Origin of the sequence: Actinacidiphila rubida, assembly GCF_900110255.1 — a bacterium.
Taxonomy (GTDB): domain Bacteria; phylum Actinomycetota; class Actinomycetes; order Streptomycetales; family Streptomycetaceae; genus Actinacidiphila; species Actinacidiphila rubida.
Genome location: NZ_FODD01000022.1, coordinates 1 through 21,265 on the forward strand (window position 1 = coordinate 1; position 21,265 = coordinate 21,265).

Annotated in this window: 18 protein-coding genes; 12 read left to right on the top strand and 6 right to left on the bottom strand. The window is 74.9% G+C overall.

The window, feature by feature from the left end; all coding sequences use genetic code 11:
• Positions 1 to 258: 258 nt before the first annotated feature.
• The 3 genes from bioB to bioD all read left to right on the top strand — a co-directional run bounded on the left by bioB (position 259) and on the right by bioD (position 3,727).
• Positions 259 to 1,554: a biotin synthase BioB gene (bioB, locus tag BMW99_RS21850; RefSeq protein WP_075017392.1), complete on the top strand. Its 1,296-nt coding sequence runs from the start codon at positions 259 to 261 to the stop codon at positions 1,552 to 1,554.
• Positions 1,547 to 2,863 (top strand): adenosylmethionine--8-amino-7-oxononanoate transaminase, encoded by a 1,317-nt coding sequence (locus BMW99_RS21855; protein ID WP_075017393.1) that lies wholly within the window; start codon positions 1,547 to 1,549, stop codon positions 2,861 to 2,863. Before bioB ends, BMW99_RS21855 begins: the two co-directional genes overlap by 8 nt.
• Before the next feature lie 135 nt (positions 2,864 to 2,998).
• Positions 2,999 to 3,727, top strand: a complete 729-nt coding sequence (bioD, locus tag BMW99_RS21860) for a dethiobiotin synthase (RefSeq protein ID WP_079176141.1) — start codon at positions 2,999 to 3,001, stop codon at positions 3,725 to 3,727.
• Positions 3,728 to 3,882: 155 nt separating this feature from the next.
• Here bioD and BMW99_RS21865 read toward each other — a convergent pair whose 3' ends face one another.
• On the bottom strand, positions 3,883 to 4,254 hold the full coding sequence (locus tag BMW99_RS21865; protein ID WP_069465832.1) for a fic family toxin-antitoxin system, toxin component: 372 nt from the start codon (positions 4,252 to 4,254) through the stop codon (positions 3,883 to 3,885).
• Positions 4,251 to 4,478, bottom strand: coding sequence for an antitoxin (locus tag BMW99_RS21870; protein WP_069465833.1), 228 nt, complete (start codon positions 4,476 to 4,478; stop codon positions 4,251 to 4,253). Before BMW99_RS21870 ends, BMW99_RS21865 begins: the two co-directional genes overlap by 4 nt.
• A gap of 100 nt (positions 4,479 to 4,578) precedes the next feature.
• Here BMW99_RS21870 and BMW99_RS21875 point away from each other — a divergent pair, with 100 nt between their 5' ends.
• The 6 genes from BMW99_RS21875 to mug all read left to right on the top strand — a co-directional run bounded on the left by BMW99_RS21875 (position 4,579) and on the right by mug (position 10,547).
• Entirely contained in the window at positions 4,579 to 5,007 is a 429-nt protein-coding gene (locus BMW99_RS21875; protein WP_069465834.1) for a GNAT family N-acetyltransferase, read from the top strand.
• 166 nt (positions 5,008 to 5,173) lie between these two features.
• Positions 5,174 to 6,508, top strand: coding sequence for a hemolysin family protein (locus BMW99_RS21880; RefSeq protein WP_069465835.1), 1,335 nt, complete (start codon positions 5,174 to 5,176; stop codon positions 6,506 to 6,508).
• Positions 6,505 to 7,530 carry a hemolysin family protein gene (locus BMW99_RS21885; RefSeq protein ID WP_069465836.1) on the top strand — a complete coding sequence of 342 codons (1,026 nt, stop codon included), beginning with the start codon at positions 6,505 to 6,507 and terminating at the stop codon, positions 7,528 to 7,530. Before BMW99_RS21880 ends, BMW99_RS21885 begins: the two co-directional genes overlap by 4 nt.
• Positions 7,531 to 7,661: 131 nt before the next feature.
• On the top strand, positions 7,662 to 8,480 hold the full coding sequence (locus tag BMW99_RS21890; protein ID WP_069465837.1) for an SGNH/GDSL hydrolase family protein: 819 nt from the start codon (positions 7,662 to 7,664) through the stop codon (positions 8,478 to 8,480).
• Between the two features lie 61 nt (positions 8,481 to 8,541).
• Positions 8,542 to 9,975, top strand: a complete 1,434-nt coding sequence (gene purB / locus BMW99_RS21895; RefSeq protein WP_069465838.1) for an adenylosuccinate lyase — start codon at positions 8,542 to 8,544, stop codon at positions 9,973 to 9,975.
• On the top strand, positions 9,972 to 10,547 hold the full coding sequence (gene mug, locus BMW99_RS21900; RefSeq protein ID WP_075017394.1) for a G/U mismatch-specific DNA glycosylase: 576 nt from the start codon (positions 9,972 to 9,974) through the stop codon (positions 10,545 to 10,547). The genes purB and mug overlap by 4 nt, the downstream gene beginning before the upstream one ends.
• Before the next feature lie 88 nt (positions 10,548 to 10,635).
• Here mug and BMW99_RS21905 read toward each other — a convergent pair whose 3' ends face one another.
• Complete coding sequence (locus BMW99_RS21905) at positions 10,636 to 11,094, bottom strand: hypothetical protein (RefSeq protein WP_069465840.1); 459 nt, start codon at positions 11,092 to 11,094, stop codon at positions 10,636 to 10,638.
• A gap of 152 nt (positions 11,095 to 11,246) precedes the next feature.
• On the opposite strand from BMW99_RS21905, the gene BMW99_RS21910 reads away from it, so the two are divergent.
• On the top strand, positions 11,247 to 12,404 hold the full coding sequence (locus BMW99_RS21910) for an ROK family protein (RefSeq protein WP_069465841.1): 1,158 nt from the start codon (positions 11,247 to 11,249) through the stop codon (positions 12,402 to 12,404).
• A gap of 166 nt (positions 12,405 to 12,570) precedes the next feature.
• Here the strand turns inward: BMW99_RS21910 and BMW99_RS21915 are convergent, their stop codons facing one another.
• Positions 12,571 to 13,332, bottom strand: coding sequence for a GntR family transcriptional regulator (locus BMW99_RS21915; RefSeq protein ID WP_075017395.1), 762 nt, complete (start codon positions 13,330 to 13,332; stop codon positions 12,571 to 12,573).
• A gap of 267 nt (positions 13,333 to 13,599) precedes the next feature.
• Here BMW99_RS21915 and BMW99_RS21920 point away from each other — a divergent pair, with 267 nt between their 5' ends.
• Positions 13,600 to 14,346: an SDR family oxidoreductase gene (locus tag BMW99_RS21920; RefSeq protein ID WP_069465689.1), complete on the top strand. Its 747-nt coding sequence runs from the start codon at positions 13,600 to 13,602 to the stop codon at positions 14,344 to 14,346.
• 180 nt (positions 14,347 to 14,526) lie between these two features.
• Positions 14,527 to 15,987, top strand: coding sequence for an NCS2 family permease (locus tag BMW99_RS21925; protein ID WP_069465688.1), 1,461 nt, complete (start codon positions 14,527 to 14,529; stop codon positions 15,985 to 15,987).
• Between the two features lie 276 nt (positions 15,988 to 16,263).
• Here BMW99_RS21925 and BMW99_RS21930 read toward each other — a convergent pair whose 3' ends face one another.
• Together BMW99_RS21930 and BMW99_RS21935 are read right to left on the bottom strand one after the other, a co-directional pair.
• Positions 16,264 to 19,326: a tetratricopeptide repeat protein gene (locus tag BMW99_RS21930; RefSeq protein ID WP_075017396.1), complete on the bottom strand. Its 3,063-nt coding sequence runs from the start codon at positions 19,324 to 19,326 to the stop codon at positions 16,264 to 16,266.
• On the bottom strand, positions 19,323 to 21,134 hold the full coding sequence (locus BMW99_RS21935; protein ID WP_075017397.1) for an HSP90 family protein: 1,812 nt from the start codon (positions 21,132 to 21,134) through the stop codon (positions 19,323 to 19,325). The genes BMW99_RS21930 and BMW99_RS21935 overlap by 4 nt, the downstream gene beginning before the upstream one ends.
• Between the last annotated feature and the right edge of the window lie 131 nt (positions 21,135 to 21,265).

The following is a 21,265-nucleotide window of genomic DNA, read 5'->3' on the forward strand; positions in this document are numbered from 1 at the left end:
GGGGTGCCGGGGTCGTCCGGGCGGGGTCGTCTCGGCTGGGCGGGCGGGCGCACGGTCCGGTCGTCGAAACGGGCGCGCGGGCGACGGCCGTCCGGCGGGCCGCCGGAGGGCGGCGTCCGAAACGCACGGAGTTGTGCACTGAGCAACGTACTGGCCCGCACCACCCCTACAGGGTGTGGTGATGCACACACCGGCGGCCACCGGTCTTGTGCGGTCCGCCATTGGCCCGGGGTGCCCCGATGGGACAGGATCGCCGGTATGGATCTGCTGACCACTCTCGTGGACAAGGGGCTGCGACGCGAGCTGCCCACCAGGGACGAGGCGCTCGCCGTCCTGGCGACCTCCGACGACGAACTGATGGACGTGGTGGCCGCGGCGGGCCGGGTGCGCCGCCAGTGGTTCGGCCGCCGGGTGAAGCTCAACTACCTGGTGAACCTCAAGTCCGGGCTGTGTCCGGAGGACTGCTCGTACTGCTCCCAGCGGCTCGGCTCCACCGCGGACATCCTCAAGTACACCTGGCTGAAGCCGGACGACGCCGCGGCCGCGGCACGCGCCGGGGTGGCGGGCGGCGCCAAGCGGGTCTGCCTGGTCGCCAGCGGGCGCGGGCCGACGGACCGGGACGTCGATCGCGTCTCGCGGACCATCGCGGCGATCAAGGGCCAGAACGAGGACGTCGAGGTCTGCGCGTGCCTCGGACTGCTCTCCGAGGGCCAGGCCGAGCGGCTGCGCACGGCCGGCGCGGACGCCTACAACCACAATCTCAACACCTCCGAGAGCACGTACGGGGACATCACCACCACGCACACGTACGCCGACCGGGTGGACACGGTGCGGCAGGCGCAGTCGGCCGGCATGTCCGCGTGCTCCGGCCTGATCGCGGGCATGGGCGAGACGGACGCCGACCTGGTGGACGTGGTGTTCAGCCTGCGCGAGCTCGACCCGGACTCGGTGCCGGTCAACTTCCTGATCCCGTTCGAGGGCACGCCGCTGGCGAAGGAGTGGAACCTCACCCCGCAGCGCTGCCTGCGCATCCTGGCGATGGTGCGGTTCGTCTGCCCCGACGTGGAGGTCCGCCTCGCGGGCGGCCGCGAGGTCCACCTGCGGACGATGCAGCCGCTGGCGCTCCACCTGGTCAACTCGATCTTCCTGGGCGACTACCTCACCAGCGAGGGCCAGGCCGGGCAGGCCGACCTCGACATGATCGCCGACGCGGGCTTCGAGGTGGAGGGCGCGGACACCACCACGCTCCCCCGGCACCGGGCGGCAGGCGCCGCCGGCTGCGGCTCGCACGAGGGCGGCTGCGGCGGCCACGACGGCGGATGCGGTGCCCACGAGGACGGCGCCGGTCCGTGTGCGGCCCCCGCCGCCGAGGCCGGACCCGCCGCCGCCGTTCCCACGGAGACGCTTCCCGCGGAGACCCTTCCCGCGGACGCCGGACCGGTTCCCGCACAGCCGGTGGGCGCGGACGCGGCCGGCGCGGCCGGCTCCGCCCGCACCGACCTCGTCGCGGTACGCCGTCGCGGCGCGGGCACGGATCTGCCGCCCAATGCCTGACCCGCACCGCGAACCGCTCGGCCACCAGGCGCTGCTGGACCTGGACCGGGAGCACGTGTGGCACCCCTACGGCCCGATGCCGGGCCGCCAGGAGCCGCTGGTCGTCGCGTCGGCCTCGGGGGTGCGGCTGAGCCTGGCCGCGCCCGCCGAGGGCCGCACCGAGCTGGTCGACGGCATGGCGTCCTGGTGGTCGGCGATCCACGGCTACCGCCATCCGGTCCTGGACGCCGCGGTGCGGTCCCAGGTGGACCGGATGAGCCATGTGATGTTCGGCGGGCTCACCCACGAGCCCGCGGTCCGGCTGGCCGCCCGGCTCGTGGAGATCACGCCGGAGCCGTTGCGGCACGTCTTCCTCGCGGACTCCGGCTCGGTGTCGGTCGAGGTCGCGCTCAAGATGTGCCTGCAGTACTGGCGTTCGCTGGGCCGGCCGGAGAAGCACCGCCTGCTGACCTGGCGCGGCGGCTACCACGGCGACACCTGGCAGCCCATGGCGGTGTGCGACCCCGACGGCGGCATGCACCACCTGTGGTCGGGCGTGCTGCCGCGGCAGGTCTTCGCCGACGCCCCGCCGCCCGGCGCCGAGGCCGAACCCGACCCGGCGTACGCGGCGCACCTCGACGAGCTGATCGGGCGTCACGCGCACGAGCTCGCCGCGGTCGTCGTGGAGCCCGTGGTGCAGGGTGCGGGCGGCATGGCCTTCCACTCCCCCGCGTACCTGCGCGTGCTGCGCGAGGCGTGCGACGCGCACGACGTGCTGCTGGTGTTCGACGAGATCGCCACCGGCTTCGGCCGGACCGGCGAGCTGTTCGCCGCGGAGCACGCGGGCGTGGCGCCCGACGTGATGTGCGTGGGCAAGGCGCTGACCGGCGGCTACCTGACGATGGCGGCGGCGTTGTGCACGTCCCGGGTCGCCGAGGGGATCTCCCGCGGCGAGGTCCCGGTGCTGGCGCACGGCCCCACGTTCATGGGCAACCCGCTGGCCGCCGCGGTCGCCGGCGCGTCGATCGACCTGCTGCTCGGCCAGGACTGGCGCCAGGAGGTCAAGCGGATCGAGACGGGGCTGCGCGACGGTCTGGCCGGCGCGGCCGAGCTGCCCGGGGTCCGCGACGTGCGGGTGCTCGGCGCCATAGGCGTCGTCCAGCTCGACCACCCCGTGGACATGGCCGCCGCCACCAGGGCCGCGGTGGCCGCCGGCGTCTGGCTCCGCCCGTTCCGCGATCTCGTGTACACCATGCCGCCGTACGTGACCGGTGACGAGGACGTGGCGCTGATCTGCGCGGGTGTCCGCGCCGCCGCCGAGGCCGGCTGACGTCCTTCCCGGCGTCCACGGGGTCCCGCCGCGCCTGGCCGGCGGGACCCCGTGGACGGCGGCGACGCGGCCGCCCGTAGCGTGGCCGTTCGGCGGGACAGGGCAGACCGAACCTTCGAGGAAAGGAGAGACCCCATGGCCATCGTGGTCATCACCGGGACCGGGACCGAGGTGGGGAAGACCGTCGCGACCGCGGCGGTGGCGGCGGCGACGCTCGCCCAGGGGCTGAGCGTGGCCGTGCTGAAGCCGGCCCAGACCGGGGTCGCGGAGGAGGAGCCGGGGGACGCGGCCGAGGTGGCCCGCCTGGCGGGAGCGGTGACGGCGGTCGAGCTCGCCCGCTACCCGGAACCGCTGGCACCGGCGAGGGCGGCCGCACGGGCCCGCATGACGCCGGTGGGTCCCACCGAGATCGCGGAGGCCGCGGCGAAGCTGTCCGCGGTCCACGACGTGGTGCTCGTCGAGGGCGCGGGCGGGCTGCTCGTCCGCTACGACGAGGAGGGCCACACGCTCGCCGACGCGGCCGCGCTGATGCACGCCGGCGTGCTGCTCGTCGCGCCCGCGGGCCTCGGCACCCTCAACACCACGGCCCTGACGGCCGAGGCGCTGCGGGCGCGCAAGCTGACGTGCCTGGGCGTCATCATCGGCAGCTGGGCGGCCGACCCCGGCCTCGCCGAGCGGTGCAACATCGCCGACCTGCCCGTGGCCGCGTCCGCGCCGCTCCTCGGCGCGCTTCCCGCGCAGGCGGGCGCCCTGGAACCCGAGGCCTTCCGCGAGGCCGCCCCGGCCTGGCTGGCCCCCCAACTCGGCGGCGTCTGGGACGCCTCCGCCTTCAGCCGCGTCTACGCCCCGGCCCCCCGCGCCTGACGTCTGACCCCTCCGGCGAGGCACGCCGCCGGGCCCCGCCGGTAAGACGGCGGCGGCCCGGGCCCGCGGCACTTTGACGCCGCCGGCCCAGCCGCCCCCCGACGAGCCGCGCCCGCACCCCCGCGGCGCGGAGCCGCTTCGGGGGAGTTAGACCGTCACTGCGTCCAGCCGCGCAGCTCCTCGGCGATGCGGTCCACGCCGGCGTGGTCGGAGCTGACGAGGCGGGCGAGGTCCCGTACCTGTTCGGGTGTCGTGGTCACCTTCAGGCCGGAGGCCACCAGGTAGGCGTAGGCGACGGCGGTCGCGAACAAGGCGTTCGAGCGTTCCAGGGCGGGGACGTGGACCAGGAGCTGGAGCATCGCCGCGGCGCGCGCGGGCGCGTCGGCGTACACCGGGCGGCCGAAGATCTCCGCCTCGTGCCGGCCGACCGCGGCGACCAGCGCCCCCCAGTCGGTGACCTGGGGGTCCCCCGGGGTGTTGTGCTCGGCCACCATCAGCAGCCACGCGAGATCGATCCGCAGCGTCAACGGGCGCCGTCACCCCGGGCGTCGAACTCCTCGGTGAAGACGGCCTCGTAGGTCCTCATGAAGTCCGCGGCGGCCTGGACGAACGCCCGCCCGTTCTCCCCTTCGTCCTGCTGGACGAGTTCCTCGATGTAGCGGTTCACGCTGATGCCGCGCTGCGAGGCGCGCTCGCGCGCCGTCTCCGCCGTGGCTTCGTCCACCCTCACGTTCAACTGGGTCTTCGCCATACGACAAAGCTAGCGCCGAAATGCTAGTAGCGGCAAGGGCGCGCGTCTCGGATCGCGGAATTGCCGGAGGAGCGCACTCCGGTCCTGGTGGGATGCGGCCATGAGCGATCTGCGCATCCGGCCCGCGGCCCCGGCCGACGCCGCCGCCGTCCTCGCCTTCTGGCGGGTGGCGGCCGAGGGCACCAGCATCAGCGACGACGAGGCGGGCGTCGCCCGGCTGATCGGCACCGACCCCGGGGCCCTGCTGCTCGCCGAGCGGGACGGCACGCTGACCGGCACGGTCATCGCCGGGTTCGACGGCTGGCGCTGCCACCTGTACCGGCTGGCGGTCCATCCGTCGGCCCGCCGCCAGGGCGTGGCGACGGCGCTGCTGGCCGCGGCCGAGGAGCGGTTCACGGCGCTCGGCGGCCGCCGTGGCGACGCGATGGTGCTGGAGCGCAACGAGCGGGCGCAGCACGCCTGGCAGTCGGCCGGATACGCCCGCGAGGAGCAGTGGCGGCGCTGGACCAAGCCGCTGGCCACGGGCTGAGCCACGGACGGCGGCCCGAGCCACGGGGCCGAGGCGCGCGAGCCGGGTGGCGCCGAGCGGCGCCGGGCCGAGGACGGCGCGGCCGGGCCGCTCCGGTTCGCGGGAGCCCGCGCGTCTCCCGTGCGCCGCGGGCGGACTTGTCCGATCATGGGACCGAGGTGTCCCGATGACCGAAGCGCTCCTCCTGGTGCCGGCCCTGCTGCTCACCTTCGCCTCCGGCGTGTTCGTCGCGGCGGAGTTCTCGCTGACCACGGTCGACCGCGGCGAGCTGCAACGGGCCGCGCAGCGGGAGGAGCGGGGGGCGTCGTCGGCGCTGGCGGCCGTGCGCACCCTGACGGTGCAGCTGTCGGGGGCGCAGCTCGGCATCACCGTGGCCGGCCTGATCATCGGCATGCTCGCCCGCTCGTCGGTCGCCGGACTGCTGCACGGCCCGCTGCGCGCCGCGGGCCTTTCGCCGTCCGGCACGTCGTCCCTGGCCCTGGTCCTGGCGACCGTGCTGTCCACGATCGTGCTGATGGTCGCGGGCGAGCTGGTGCCCAAGAACTGGGCGATCGCCCGTCCGTTGCCGGTGGCGAAGGCGGTCGCCACCCCGCAGCGCGCGTTCACCACGGCGTTCGGCCCGCTCATCCACCATCTCAACAACACCGCCAACCGGGTGTTGCGCGGCCTCGGCCTGGAGCCCATCGAGGAACTGGCCTCGGCCCGGGGGCCGAAGGAGCTGGTCGCCCTCGCCCGGCACTCGGCGAAGGAGGGCGCGCTGGAGGCGGACACCGCCGAGCTCTTCGTCCGCACCCTGGCGCTCGGCGACCTGACCGCGGAGAACGTGATGACTCCCCGGGTGCAGGTCACCGCGCTCGAAGCGCGGGCGACCGCGGAGGACGTGGCCAACGCGACCCGGGCCACCGGGCTGTCCCGCTTCCCGGTGTACCGGGAGAGCCTGGACCAGGTCGTGGGCACAGTACACATCAAGGACGTGCTGGCCGTCCCGGCCCGGCGGCGCCCCCGGCTCCAGGTCACCGAACTGCTGCGGGAGCCGCTGCTCGTACCGGAGTCGCTGACCGTCGACCGGTTGCTCGACCAGCTGTCGGGCCGCCGGACGATGGCGGTGGTGATCGACGAGTACGGCGGCACGGCGGGCGTGGTGACGCTGGAGGACATCGTCGAGGAGGTGGTCGGCGAGGTCCACGACGAGCACGACCCGCAGGAGCTGCCCGACCTGCTCTTCCTGCGCACCGACCCCGACGGCCGGCGGATCTTCGACGCGGACGGCGCCACCCGGACCGAGGACCAGCTGGAGCGGATCGGACTGCGCGTGCCCGACGGCCCCTACGAGACGCTGGCGGGGCTGGTGGCGGCGCTGCTGGGCCGGATCCCGGAGCGCGGCGACCGCGTCGAGGTGGGCGGCTGGCAGATCGAGGTCACCGAGGCGCAGGGGCGGCGGGCCGCAAGGGCCCGCCTGGTGTCGCCGGCCCCCGGTGAGGGGGGCGGGCGCGCCGGATGACCGTCCTCCAGCTGCTCATCGGCCTTCTGTCGCTGGTCGTGAACGCCTTCTTCGTCGGGGGCGAGTTCGCGATGATCTCGGTCCGCCGGAGCCAGATCGAGCCGAAGTCCGACGCCGGGGACCGGCGGGCCGGGCCGGTGCTGTGGGGCCTGGAACACCTGGCGGCGCTGCTGGCCACCGCCCAGCTCGGCATCACCGCCTGCACGCTGGTGCTGGGCATCGTCGCCGAGCCGGCCATCGCGCACCTGCTGGAGCCGCTGTTCCACGCCACGCATGTGCCGCACGGCGCGGTGCACCCGGCCTCGTTCGTGATCGCGCTGGTCGTGGCCACCTACCTGCACATGCTCGTCGGGGAGATGGTGCCGAAGAACGTGGTGCTGGCCGAGCCGGTGCGCTCGGCGATGCTGCTGGGGCCGCCGCTGGTGGCGCTGACCAGGGCGCTGCGGCCGCTGATCTTCGCGGTCAACGGGCTGGCCAACGCGGGGCTGCGGCTGCTGCGGGTGGAGCCGCGGTCCGAGGTGGAGTCGGTGTTCTCCGACGACGAGCTGTCGCGGATGGTCATCGACGCGGGCGCGGCCGGGCTCCTCGACGAGCGGGCGGCCGACCGGCTGCAGGACGCCCTGGAGCTGGGCCGGCGCCCGGTCGGGGAGATCGTGATGCCGCCGGACCGGGTGGTGCGGGCGCCGCTGGGCATCACCCCGGAGGGCCTGGAGACGCTGGGGGCGCGGTCGGGGTTCTCGCGTTTCCCGGTCGCCGACGACGAGGGCCGGGTGCTGGGGTACCTGCACGTCAAGGACGCGCTGGACGCCGAGCCGCGGGACGCGCCGTTCCCCCGCTCGGCACTGCGGCACATCACCCGGGTCGGCGCGGCGACGCCGCTCGACGACGTCCTGACGGCGATGCGCGCCGGCCGCGCGCACCTGGCCGCGGTGGTCGACGACGAGGGCCGCGGCATGGGGCTGGTGACGATGGAGGACGTGCTCAAGGAACTGGTGGGGCGCCCGCCCGGCAGCCAGACGTGACCGCGGCGGGCGCCGCGGGCACGCGGGCCCGGCACCCCGGTCGCCGACGCCCCCCGCTCGCGCGCTCCTGCCTCCCGCTCCTGGCCACCGGTTTCCGCACCGACCGAGCGGTCGCATAGGATCGCGGCGCCATGGAGACGCCTGCCACTCACCCCAGTTACACCAGCTTCGTCGCGATCGGGGACTCCTTCACCGAGGGGATGTCCGACGTGCTCCCGGACGGCACCTACCGCGGCTGGGCCGACGTGCTCGCCGGCCGGCTCGCCGCACGCAGTCCGGAGTTCCGGTACGCCAACCTCGCCGTGCGCGGCAAGCTGATCCAGCAGATCGCCGACGACCAGGTCGACGCCGCCGCGGCGATGAACGCCGACCTCGTCACGCTGGTCGGCGGCCTCAACGACGTGCTGCGGCCCAAGTGCGACGTGGACGAGGTGTGCGCACGGCTGGAGAGCTCGGTGGCGCGGCTCGCGCCGTCGTGCCGGCAGCTGGTCCTGATGCGCAGCCCGGTCCGCCGCGGCCCGGTCGCCACCCGCGTCCAGCCGCGCATGGACCAGCTCTTCGACTTCGTCGACGACCTCGGGCGGCGCCACGGCGCCCTGGTGGTCGACCTGTACGGCGCCCAGGTGCTGGGCGACTCGCGGATGTGGGCCGACGACCGGCTGCACCTGACAGCGGAGGGCCACGAGCGGGTCGCCGAGGCCGTCTGGCAGCGCCTGGGCCTGCCCGCCGGGTCCGAGTGGACCGCGCCGCTGCCGCCCGCCGTCCGGGCCGGCTGGGGCGCCCGGCGCGGCGCCGACCTGCGCTTCACCCGCGAGCACCTGCTGCCGTGGATCGGCCGCCGTCTGACCGGCCGCTCCTCGGGCGACGGCCGCCCGCCCAAGCGCCCGTCGCTCGTCCCGTACGCCGGCGCGGGCACCGCGGTGGAAGCGGCCTCCGCCACCGAGGGCTGAACGGGGCGCCCGCGGCGGCGAGGCCGGGGACCTGGGACGACGGCGGGTAAACTCTGGTCACGTGACTGCCAAGCCGCGTATTCCGAACGTCCTCGCCGGCCGCTACGCCTCAGCGGAGCTCGCCGCCCTGTGGTCCCCCGAGCAGAAGGTGGTGCTGGAGCGCCGCCTGTGGCTGGCGGTGCTGAGGGCCCAGAAGGACCTCGGGATCGAGGTGCCGGAGCAGGCCCTCGCCGACTACGAGCGGGTGCTGGAGCAGGTCGACCTGGCCTCGATCGCCGAACGCGAGAAGGTCACCCGGCACGACGTGAAGGCGCGCATCGAGGAGTTCAACGCGCTCGCCGGTCACGAGCAGGTCCACAAGGGCATGACCTCCCGTGACCTCACGGAGAACGTGGAGCAGCTGCAGATCCGGCTGTCCCTGGAGCACGTGCGGGACCGCACGGTCGCGGTGCTCGTCCGGCTGGCCGCGCTCGCCTCGCAGTACGCGGAGCTGGTCATGGCCGGCCGCTCCCACAACGTGGCCGCGCAGGCCACGACGCTCGGCAAGCGCTTCGCTACGGCCGCGGACGAGCTGCTGGTGGCGTACGAGCGGGTCGAGGACCTGATCGGCCGCTACCCGCTGCGCGGCATCAAGGGCCCGGTCGGCACCTCGCAGGACATGCTGGACCTGCTCGGCGGCGACAGCGGCCGGCTGGCGGAGCTGGAGCACCGCATCGCCGACCACCTCGGCTTCTCCCGGGCGTTCACGTCGGTCGGTCAGGTGTACCCGCGCTCCCTGGACTACGACGCGGTGACGGCGCTCGTGCAGCTCGCCGCCGCGCCCTCGTCGCTGGCCAAGACGATCCGGCTGATGGCCGGTCACGAGCTGGTCACCGAGGGCTTCAAGCCGGGCCAGGTCGGCTCGTCCGCGATGCCGCACAAGATGAACACGCGCTCCTGCGAGCGGGTCAACGGCCTGATGGTGGTGCTGCGCGGCTACGCCTCGATGACCGGCGAGCTGGCCGGCGACCAGTGGAACGAGGGCGACGTGTCCTGCTCGGTGGTGCGCCGCGTCGCGCTGCCGGACGCGTTCTTCGCCTTCGACGGGCTGCTGGAGACGTTCCTGACGGTGCTGGACGAGTTCGGCGCGTTCCCCGCGGTGGTCGCCCGCGAACTCGACCGCTACCTGCCGTTCCTGGCCACCACGAAGGTCCTGATGGGCGCGGTGCGGGCCGGTGTCGGCCGGGAGGTCGCGCACGAGGCCATCAAGGAGAACGCGGTCTCCGCGGCGCTGGCCATGCGTGAGCAGGGCACCGAGGGCAACGACCTGCTGGACCGGCTCGACGGGGACCGCCGGCTGCCGCTGGACCGGGCGGCCCTGGAGCGCCTGATGGGCGAGCCGATCTCGTTCACCGGTGCCGCGACCGGCCAGGTGGCCGAGGTCGTGCGCCGGGTCGAGGAGGTCGCCAAGTCCCGGCCGCAGGCCGCCGCGTACACCCCGGGGGCGATCCTCTGACGCCGGAGCAGCTCGCCGAGGCCCGCGGGCGCACCCTGCAGGACGTGATCGCCGACGGGCTGCGGGTGCTGTTCTGCGGCATCAACCCCGGCCTGATGTCGGCCTGGACGGGGCACCACTTCGCCCGTCCGGGCAACCGGTTCTGGCCGGCGCTGCACGCGTCGGGTTTCACGCCGCGGCGTCTGGCGCCCGCGGAGGAGCAGGAGCTGCTGTCCCTGGGGGTGGGCATCACCAACGTCGCCACGCGGGCGACGGCCCGGGCGGACGAGCTCACCGCCGAGGAGCTGGTGGCCGGCGGCCGCCTGCTGACGGCCAAGGTCGAGCGGCGCGCGCCGGAGTGGCTGGCGGTACTGGGCGTGACCGCGTACCGCACCGCGTTCGGCGAGCGGCACGCGCAGGTGGGCCCGCAGGAGCGGATGATCGGCGGCACCCGGGTGTGGGTGCTGCCGAGCCCCAGCGGCCTCAACGCCCACTGGACGCCGGCCGCGCTGGCCGGGGAGTTCGGGCGGCTGCGGCAGGCGGCGTTCGGGGCGTCGGCGCCGCCGCCCGCCCCTCCGGCCACCGCCTCGTAAGCCCCGGCCGCGACCCGTACGGCGCCGGGCCCCGCTCCTCGGCGCGGGACCGCCCGGCGCGTCTCCGGCCGGTCCGCGGCGCGGGAGGTCAGGCGGGTTCGCCGGCGTCGGGCAGCGCGTCCCGCTCCCCCACCGCGAGCACGAGCTGGAAGGGGAGTTCACGGTCGCCCTGCCCCACGCCGAGGCCTATCCACCGGTCGTCGACCGTCCAGCCGTAGACCTCGGAGACGTAGCCGCACAGCAGGTCCAGCGGGGGCGGCACGCTCCCGCCCTCCTCCATGCGCACCAGGTACGGGTAGAGGTCGATCGGCCGGGGTTCGCCCCAGCGCTGCGCGAGCAGTTCGATCAGTGCCTGGCAGGCGGCCTCGAAGTCGTCGGCCACCGCCTCCCAGGGGCCGAGGTCCCCGTCGTGGAAGTCGTCGCTGACGGCGAGGTCCGCGAGGTGGTAGCCGGGGCCGCTCTCCACGGCGGTGGAGGTGACCCGCTGCGCCGGGAACTCCAGGGCGCGCAACCGGTCCACCTCGGCGAGCTGGGCAGCAAGATCCATGTGTCCAGTAAAGCCCGCACCTCTGACAATTGGCAGCCCGTCAGCAAACCACCTGTCCAGACGTCACGCAACCGGTACCCGACGGCACTCGCCGCGCGGCCCCGCGCCGGGTACGATCCGCCACACACAGGTACAGGCTGGGAGGACGGACCTTGGGGCGACTCACCGGCGGGGACCCGTCCCTGCTCAGGCGGATCAACTCCGCGGTCGTCCTCCACGCGCTGCGCGGGGCGCAGGCTCCCACGCTCACCGAACTGGTGCACAGCACCGGGCTCTCCCGGCCCACCGTCGAGGGCGTGATCGAGGGCCTGGCCGAGTCGGACCTGGTGGTCGAGGTGGCCCCGGAGGCCGCCGACGCGCGCAAGCAGGGCCGTCCGGCCCGCCGCTTCCGCTTCCACGCCGAGGCCGGCCATCTGCTCGGCATCGAGATCGGCGCCCACCAGGTGCGCGTGGTGCTGGCCGACCTGGGCGGCGAGGTCCTCGGCTCGCACAGCCGCGAGGTCCCGGAGTCCGCGTCCGCCGACGACCGTCTGGAGCGGGTCCGCGGCACCGTCGCCGAGCTGCTGCGGAAGGCCGGCGTGGCGCGCAGCACCCTGTGGGCGGTGGGCGTCGGCAGCCCGGGCATCGTCGAGGCGCACGGAGAGGTGCGGCTGGGCACCGCGCTGCCGGGCTGGACGGGGCTGCCGCTCGGCGAGCGCCTGCAGCGCTCGTTCCGCTGCCCGGTGCTGGTGGAGAACGACGCGAACGTGGCGGCGGTCGCCGAGCACTGGAAGGGTGCCGCGGTCGGCACCGACGACGTGGTGTTCGTGCTGGCCGGGCTGAGCCCCGGGGCGGGCTCGCTGATCGGCGGCCGGCTGCACCGCGGGTTCGGCGGCGCGGCCGGCGAGATCGGGGCCCTGCACCTGCTGGGCCGCGAGGTGACGCCCGAGCATCTGCTGTCGACCACCGGCACTCCGCTGCACCCGCTAGACGAGGCGGCGGTGGAGCGGGTGTTCGCCCTGGCCCGGGAGGGCGACGCGCAGGCCAAGGACGCCGTCGAGCGGTTCCTGCGGCGCCTCGTGCACGACGTGGCGGCGCTGATCCTGGCGATCGACCCGGAGCTGGTGGTGATCGGCGGCTGGGCGGCCGGCCTGGACGGGGTGCTGGAGCCGCTGCGCACCGAACTGGAGCGGTACTGCCTGCGGCCGCCGAAGGTGGTGCTGTCGGCGCTGGGCCAGGCGGCCATCGCGACGGGGGCGCTGCGGCTGGCGCTGGACCACGTCGAGGAGCAGCTGTTCGCCGTCGAGCAGACGGCCCTGTCGCGCCACTGAGCGGCCTGCCGCCGGATGGGCCCGAGGCGGTCAGCGCCGCGGCGCCCTGAGGTCACACGGGCGACCGGCCTGCTTGCGGACGCGCGACCGCCCTGCCTCCCCCGAGGAGGCGGGGCGGTGCGGCGGTCGGGGTACGGCGGTCGGGGTACGGTCGGCGGGCCGGGGCTCAGGAGGCCCGGCGGCCCTCCGCCTGGTGGTGGGTGACCTCGACGGTGCCGGAGTCGCCGAACGTCAGCCGGCAGGTGTCGGCACGGTAGGTGGCGACCGACGCGGCGGCGACCCGGCCGCCGGCGAAGTAGCGGCTGGTGACGACGAGGACGGGCGCGCCCGGCAGGCGGTCGAGGTGCTTGGCGTCCTCCGCGCGGGCGGAGCCGAGCTCGACGGCGCGGTCCTCGCCGTCCAGTTCCAGGGTGTGCAGCTCGCGCAGCACCGCGGGGGCGTGGCTCGCCGGGGTGAGCATCGGCGACAGGCCGGGCACCGACGCGGCGGGCACGTAGAGCAGCTCGGTGGCGACCGGCTGGCCCTGCATCACGCGCTCGCGGTGGATGGTGTGCACGGCCTCGTCGGCCGCGGTGCCCAGCACCGCGGCGATCGGCGCGGGGGCGACGGCCTCGACGCAGCCGATGGTGTGCCATGCGTCACGTCCGGCGCCGGGCCAGACGTTGGCGGAGGGCCCGACCGCGACGCCCATGCGCGGGGGCGCGACGGTGGTCCCGACGCCGCGTCGACGCTGCAGCCGGCCCTCCAGCTCGAGTTGTTCGAGCGCCTGGCGCAGCGTGGCGCGGGCGACTCCGAACCGGGCGGCGAGGTCGCGCTCGTTGGGCAGGATCTCGCCGACTTCGAACTCCGAGTCGAGGGCGTCGATCAGCACGGTCTTCAGGTGCCAGTACTTCGGCTCCTGCACCGCTTCGAGCTGCGTGGTCCCCACCCTGTCCTCGCAATCGCCGTGATCCGCGGCCCTGCGGCGCCGCGCCGCCGACCCGCTTGTCCAACCTTGTTTAGGAACCCCTATTTATTAAAGGTCCTTGCACTACTGGGACCATAGAGCGCCCGGCCGAACTTGGTCAAGACCAATCCTCGTTTCCCGCCCATGCCCGCCGGAACCGGATACATGAGACGTTCATGCAGTGTTGACGGGGTGCTGCGCTAGCGTTCGTGATCTCTGTGGGACATGAACAGCGGGAGGGGAAGGCCAATGGAGCAGGTCACCGTGGTGACGGGCGGCAGTCGGGGGATCGGTGCCGCCGTGGCGGTGCGGCTGGCCGCCGACGGGCACCACGTGGCCATCGGCTTCGAACGGGCGCGGGACGCGGCGGAGGACGTCGCCCGAGCGGTCCGCGAGGCGGGCGGCCGGGCACTGGTGCACCAGGTGGACACCAGCGACGAGCAGCAGGTCGACACGTTCTTCGACGCGGTGCGCGAGGGACTCGGCCCGGTCACCGGCCTGGTCAACAACGCCGGCGTCACCGGCCCGCTCGGCCGGCTCGCCGAGACGCCCGTCGAGACGGTCCGCCGGGTGATCGACGTCAACGTGATGGGCGCGATCATCTGCGCGCGCCGCGCGGTGCGCGAGATGTCCACCGCGTACGGGGGGAAGGGAGGCGCCATCGTGAACGTCTCCTCGGGCGGCGCGACGCTGGGCAGCCCCGGCGAGTACGTGCACTACGCGGCGAGCAAGGCCGCCGTGGACACGCTGACGCTGGGCCTGGCCAAGGAGCTGGCGCAGGAGGGTGTGCGGGTCAACTCCGTGCAGCCCGGCATGATCGTGACCGGCATCCACGCCGCGATGGGCGACCCCGAGCGGCCCTGGCGCAATCCGGACCGCATTCCGATGCGCCGCCCCGGCGAGCCCGACGAGGTGGCCGGCGCGATCGCGTGGCTGCTGTCCCCCGAGGCCTCGTACACCACGGGCGCGGTGCTGCGGGTGGCCGGCGGGCTGTGAACCGCCGTGCGGCGGGATCGGCACGGGCATTGACGTGACCATGGCCGAAACCCGACGGTGATACGGGGTAACGCCGCGGAAACCCGCGGACGCCCCGGCGCGGGCACAATCCGTGTGCCCCGCCCGCCAGTTCACCGTCGGCCTGCCCCGCGGGCAGGCCCGCACAGCCTGAGGAGCACGATGTCCGGACCCACCGTGGACACCGCGAAGCCGACGTCCCTGCCGCCACCGTCCGGCAGTGCGCTGGACCGCTGGTTCCGTATATCCGAACGGGGTTCCACCCCGGGCCGCGAGGTCCGCGGCGGGCTGGCCACGTTCTTCACGATGGCCTACATCCTGGTGCTCAACCCGATCATCCTCGGCAGCGCCGTGGACCGGTCGGGGCACCACCTCTCGTCGGCCCAACTGGTCACCGCCACCGCGCTGGTCGCGGCCGTGATGACCGCCGTGATGGGCCTGGGCGGCAACCTGCCGCTGGCCATCGCGGCGGGCCTGGGCCTCAACGCGGTGGTGGCCTTCCAGCTCGCCCCGCGGATGAGCTGGCCGGACGCCATGGGCCTGGTGGTCCTGGAGGGCCTGCTGATCTGCGTGCTGGTGGCCACCGGGCTGCGCGAGGCGATCATGAACGCCATCCCGCAGGCGATCAAACAGGCGATCAGCGTGGGCATCGGCCTGTTCATCGCGTTCATCGGCTTCATCGACGCGGGCTTCGCCAGCCGCATCCCCGACGCGGCCAAGACGACCGTGCCCGTGCAGCTGGGCGGTTCGGGCACGCTGTCGGGCTGGCCGGTGCTGGTGTTCTGCCTGGGTGTGCTGCTGACCGTGGCGCTGGTGGCGCGGCGGGTCAAGGGCGCGATCCTGATCAGCATCGTGGTCATGACGGTGGTGGCGATCATCGTCAACGAGGTCGCGGACGTCCCGGCGGCAGCCTGGGGCCTGACCGTGCCGAAGATGCCCCACGACGTGGTGGCGAGCCCCGACTTCGGGCTCCTCGGGCACTTCAGCCTGTTCGGCGGCTTCGCCCACGCGGGCGTGGTGACCGCCGCCCTGTTCGTCTTCACCCTGGTGCTGTCGGACTTCTTCGACGCGATGGGCACGATCGTCGGCATCTCGAACGAGGCCGGGCTGCTGGACGAGCAGGGCCGGGTGCCGAACATCGGGCGTGTGCTGTTCATCGACGGCGCCGCGGCCGTTGCCGGCGGTGCCGCGTCGTGCTCCTCCAACACCGCGTACGTCGAGTCCGCGGCCGGAGTCGGGGAGGGTGCCCGCACGGGCCTGGCCAGCGTGGTGACGGGCGCGCTCTTCGCGGTGACGCTGTTCCTGGCGCCGCTGGCCGCGGTGGTGCCCTCGCAGGCGGCGGCGCCCGCGCTCGTCGCGGTCGGCTTCCTGCTCATGGCACAGGTCAGGAACATCGACTGGACGCAGTACGACATCGCCATCCCGGCGTTCCTCACCATCGCCGTGATGCCGTTCACCTACAGCATCACCAACGGCATCGGCGCCGGGTTCCTGTCGTTCGTCGCCATCAAGGCGGCGCTCGGCAAGTGGCGTGACGTGCACCCGCTGGTGTGGGGCGTCTCGGTCTGCTTCGTGGCGTACTTCGCGATCGACCCGCTGCAACAACTGCTCGGCGCCAAGTAACGGCAGCGGTCCCCGCGGAGGCCGCCCGGCGTCCGCGGGAGGAGGGGCGCCTTCGCAGGCGCGCCGCCGCGCCGCCGCGCGGTGCGGCGCCCCGACCGGGACGGGGGCGCCCGGTCGGGGCTGCTGGCCGGACCGGTGGCGCGCACCGGCCCGTACTGTCACAACTCCCCCCAACCCGGCGGAGTTCCCGGTGCACGGGAGGGAATTCTCCGGGCCGGGGGCGGTGCCGGGGCACCGGCGCCCGCCGCCGCTTCCAGGGGCGGGCGCCGGGCCAGGTCAGACGGGGTCCCGCGCTGGGAGGTGGGCGATGAGGTCGGCGGCCTCGCGGCGGCAGGAGTCCGCCTCGGGGCTGTCGGCGCCCTCGTACTCGGCGGCGGCCGCCTCGGCGCTCGTGCGGGCGTCGCGCAGCCGGTCGAGCGCGGCCTCCAGCCGTGCGGCCAGCAGCAGCGCGGCCGCCCGGTCGTCGCGCCCGGCCGTGCCGAGCGGCGCGAGGATGCCGGTGGCCCGGCCGACCAGATCGAGCGCCTCCTCGTAGGCGGCCCTGGGGTCCTCCTCGGGCGCGGTGCGGACGACGATCTCCGCCGTCTGCCGGTAGGTGTCGGCCAGGGCCACGCCGAGGTGCCGCGCCCGTGGGCCCTCGCCGGCCGCCTCCAGCGCCTCGCGGACGCTCACCAGCGCCCCGGTCATGTAGGCGTGTGCGGCGGGCAGCCCGCCGCGGCCCTCGTTCAGCTCCAGCCAGGCGCGGGCCCGCAGGGTCCTGACGACCGCGAGGGCGGCCTCCGGCGGCTCGCCGGAGCCGGGCGGCTGCGGCACGTCGGCCACGGTCCGCCACAGTTCCTCGGCGCGGGCGTAGGCCCGCACGGCCTCGTCGTAGCGGCCGGCGCGGTTGAGCGCGTCGGCGGCGAGGTTGGCGAGCATCGCGTGGTCGTGCGGGTCGTCCCAGCCCTCGGCGACGCGAGCCGCCAGCAGGAACTGCTCGGCCGCCTCGCGGGGCTCGTCCAGATCGAGGTGGCACTCGGCCAGCCACCACCGCGCCTGGACGTACTCGCCCTCGTCGTGGGCGAGTTCCAGGTCGGGCATGACCGACTCCAGCACCGACGCGGCCTCCGCGGCGCGGCCGAGGCGGCGCAGGGCGCCGCCGAGCCGCAGCCGGGCGCTGGCCCCCAGGCCCTCGCTGTCGCCGGCGTCGTCGGCCCACTGCGCGGCCTCGAGCGACTGCCGCACCACGGCCTCGTCCCGGCCGAGCGCGGCGTACCCCTGCGTGGCGATCATGTGGAGGTGGGCGCGGTGCGGCGGTTCGAGGACCTCGCCGCCGTCGTCGAGCGCGGCGAGCGCCCAGCGGGCGGCGCCGGCCGGGTCGTCCCGCCTCAGGCACAGCTCGGCGAGAGCGGCCTCCGGCTCGACGGCGTACCAGGGCTGCCCGGCCTCCAGGTGCAGCGCGGCGGCACGGGTGAGCAGGGACACGGCCTCGGAGCTGTCACCGCGCCCGGCCGCCAGGCGGCCGAGCAGGATGGTGGCGTCGGCCAGCCGTCCCGCCACGCCGGGTTCACCGCGGTGCCGTTCGCCCAGCTCCATCGCGTCCCGGGCCTGCGAGGCGACGGCCACCAGGGTCTCGGCCCGCCGCGCGGGGTCGCCGGCCCGCTGCAGCAGGATGCGGCAGCGCATCAGCAGCGCGCCGAGGTGCTGCCTGGGCGTGGCCCGGTCGAGGCCCACCAGCGTGTCCAGTCGCGCGCACTGCTCGTCCGCCGTGTGCAGCGCCTCCTCGACGGCTCCGGTCATCGCGTGGGCGTAGGCGGCCCGGATGCGGCAGGCCGCGGCCTCGCCGTGCTCGCCCGCCGCCTCGAACTGCGCGGCGGCCTCGCGGAACAGGGCGGCGGAGCGCTCGGGTTCGCCGATCACGGCCATCGCCGCGTGGTCGGTGATCTCGGCGCGCGCCAGGGCGTCCGGTACCTGGCGGGTGCGTTCGGCGGCGGTCCGCACGGCTGTCCAGGCCGCGTGGGCGCGCGGGTGCCCGGCGTCGCTCAGCCGCCGGGCCTCGGCGACGAGCGCGGGCACGTCGTCGGGCGCGGGGGCGCCGGGAGCGGCGGGGTCGGGAGCGGCGGGGTCGGGATACCCGGCGGCACCGGGACGGGCGGCGTGGGCGGTCGCGGTGCCGGGGGCGCCGTCGGCCGGCTCGGGCGTGCCGTGCGCGGTGCCGTCGAGGGCGGCGGGGCCGGGCAGCGGCGCGGCGCGCAGGCCGAGCGGGAGCCGTGCGGTGAACGGCTGCTGGGCCAGGCGGGCCCGCACGGACGCGGAGACGGCGGTGCTGCCGTTGCGCGCGTCGAACCGCCCGGCCAGGTCGAGGGCCTGGCCGGCGGCGTGCTCGTGCAGTCGGGTGGCGGTCCAGGGCTCGGCGCCGGGGCCCGGCACGGGCTGGTCGCCGTGGCCGAGAGCGGTGACGCGGCCGGCGAGCAGGGCGGCGGCGGCCAGGTAGTCCATGAGGCTGTCGGGGTCGCCGGTGGCCGTGAAGTGCTCGGGGTGGGCCGCGAGGATCTCCAGGCCGCGCGGCTCGTTGCCGGTGAGGGCGCAGAACTCCACGTGCCGGGCGACGCACGACCGCATGCTGTCCATGGACCGCACCATGCGGTAGCCGCGGACGTGGTGGGCGCGGGCGGTGTCGGTGCGGCCGAGCCGCAGCAGCGGCAGGAGCGACGAGCCGAGGGCGGCGTGCGGCTCGTGCGCGCACCGGAGTTCGCCGTCCAGCACCGGCCGCCAGCTGGCCAGCGCCTCCTCGTCGCGGCCCTCGTCGGCGTGCCAGCAGCCCCGCAGGTGGAGTTCGCAGGCCAGGCAGTCGCTCATCTCGTCGCGGTCCGCGGACTGCCATGCGGCGAAGGCGTGTTCGGCGCGCGCGGTGTCCCCGATGTGCCGGGCGATCCGGAACTCGCCCTGGTGGACGGCGCGCTGGGAGTGGCCGGCGAGGATGTACCGCTGCTCCATCTCCGTCTGCCACTTCTCGATGGCGGCGAGCGGGATGTGCGGTTGGTCCAGCATGCCGCTGGACACCCACTTGAAGTACCAGTGCAGGCTGTGGGCGGCGAACTCGTCGAAGTCCGCCGGGTTCTCGTCCCACATCCGCAGTGCCTTGGCGAACGGCACGAACTTCTTGTCGGACTCGGAGCTGTAGTTGTAGGCGGTGAGGAGGTTGAACAGGGCCTCGACGAGCAGCGGCCGGTCGCCGGTGCGCTCGGCCTCCTCGGCGAGCTGCTCGGCGTGGGCGTTGCGGGCCGGCCCCTCGGCCTCGGCCCGGTTGTCCTCCAGGGCCTCGCGGATGGCGTCGGCGGTGCGGGTGTGCGTGGTCATCGGCCCTCCCCCTGGCCGGCGTGCGGATGGGTGGCCCACCGGAGCAGGTCGAGGAACGACCGGTTCAGCAGGGCGGAGTCGGCGGGGCGCAGCGGCCGTTGGGACATCAGGAGCGCCTGTCCGTAGAGCGCCTCGACGGCGGTGCCGACGAGTTCGCGGCTGGGCAGGGCGCTGATGGTGCGCACCAGCGGGTTGGCGTGGTTGAGGACGAGGCGGGCGCGCGGCGCGCCCCCGCGCAGGCTGCCTAGGATGCCGGCCCACAGGTCGTCGGCCTGGTCCTGCTCGTCCTCGCGGGCCCGCTCGTGCCGGGCGGCCCGGTCGTCCAGGTGCAGCGCGGGCACGGACACCGGGTGGAAGGTGCGCAGTGCCACGTCGCAGCCGAGCGGTTCGAGGGTGCCGCGGGCGGCGCTGAGGAAACCGGCCAGCACGAGTTCGGTGTCCGGGTCGACGGTGTCCAGGTGCGCGGTGACGGTGTCCGCGTCGAGCTCGGCGACGGGGGTGCCGGGCCGCACCCGCGGCAGCTGCTCGACGAGTTCGGCGTCGTAGGTGTAGCCGCCGTTGACCACGCCCAGTCCCTGGGCGCCGGCGATCGCGGCGACCTGCCGGAACTCCTCGACGGTGCGCGTGAAGTGGACGGTGGGGTGGCGCAGGGCGAACTCCTCCAGCGACATCCGGCCGTCGGTCGTCTCGAAGGGGAGCCAGGGCAGCATCACCCGCAGCAGGTCCGGGTCGTGCCGGGCGAGGGTCTTCACGCCCAGGTGGTGCACGGCCAGGAACCGGGCCAGGCGGTCCGGGTCGGCGGCGGCCAGGTCGGTCATCCAGCCGCGTATCCGGTCGCCGAGGGCGTCGCGGACGGCGGCGAGGGTGTCGTCCTCGTACAGCGTCTCGCGTGAGGCGGTGGGGCGCAGGGTGTCGGTGTCGATGACGCAGCGGACGAAGAACGCCCAGTCCGGCAGGAGTTCGTCGGCCCGCTCGGAGAGCAGCATGCCCTTGAGGTGGACCCGGTGGCCGCCGCGCTGGGCGGGGCTGACCGCCCCGGGCAGCACGAAGGCCACGCCCCGGACGCCGGCCGCCGGCACGTCGAGGTCGACGGCGTCCAGCGGTGTGAACCCGAAGCGCTCCCGGCAGTAGCGGGCCAGGTCGGCCTGCCGGGCGGCCGGGATGGGCTGCCTGCGCTCCCACACCGGCGGCCGGTCGGTGACCGCTACCCCGTCCACCCGGACGTCGTACGGCAGCAGCGACCCGAAGTCCCGTGCCAGGGCGGCCACCCGCTCGGGCCCGAACCACTCCTCGGTGCCGGGCCGCGCGGTGAGGTGGACGGTGGTGCCCGGTTCCTCGCGCGGATGGTCCGGCAGCGTCCGCACGCGGTAGGAGCCGTCGTCGTGGGCGGTCCACTCGACGGTCGGGGCGTCCGGCGTGCGGGCGGAACGGCTGACCACCCGGACGGTGCCGGCGACGACGAAGCAGGCGAGCAGCCCGATGCCGAACTGGCCGAGGAATCCGCTGCGGACGCTTTCCAGCGTCTGCCGCTTCGAGCTGCGCCCGATGGTGGCGAGCAGTTCGTGCACCTCGGGCTCGGTGAGCCCGATGCCGCTGTCCTCCACTGTCAACGCACCGGGGGCGGTCCGCAGATGGACCCGGCCGGGGGCGTCGGGATCGCCGGCTCTGCGCGCGGTGACCGCGTCGACGCCGTTCTGCAGCAGTTCCCGCAGATAGACCTTCGGGCTGGAGTAGAGGTGGTGGGAGAGCAGGTCCACCAGACCGCGCAGGTCGACCTGGAAGGTGTGCGGTGTCTGTTCTGCAGTCATCTCGCGGCGCCGGCGGGTGCGGGGATACGGCGCGGGGTCGGGCGGCGGGGGCCGCGGCGGTCGGGGTCGGGCCATCGTAGGCGCCTGGGACCGCTGTTGACCATGGCGCCGCATGGGACGGCGGCCGATCG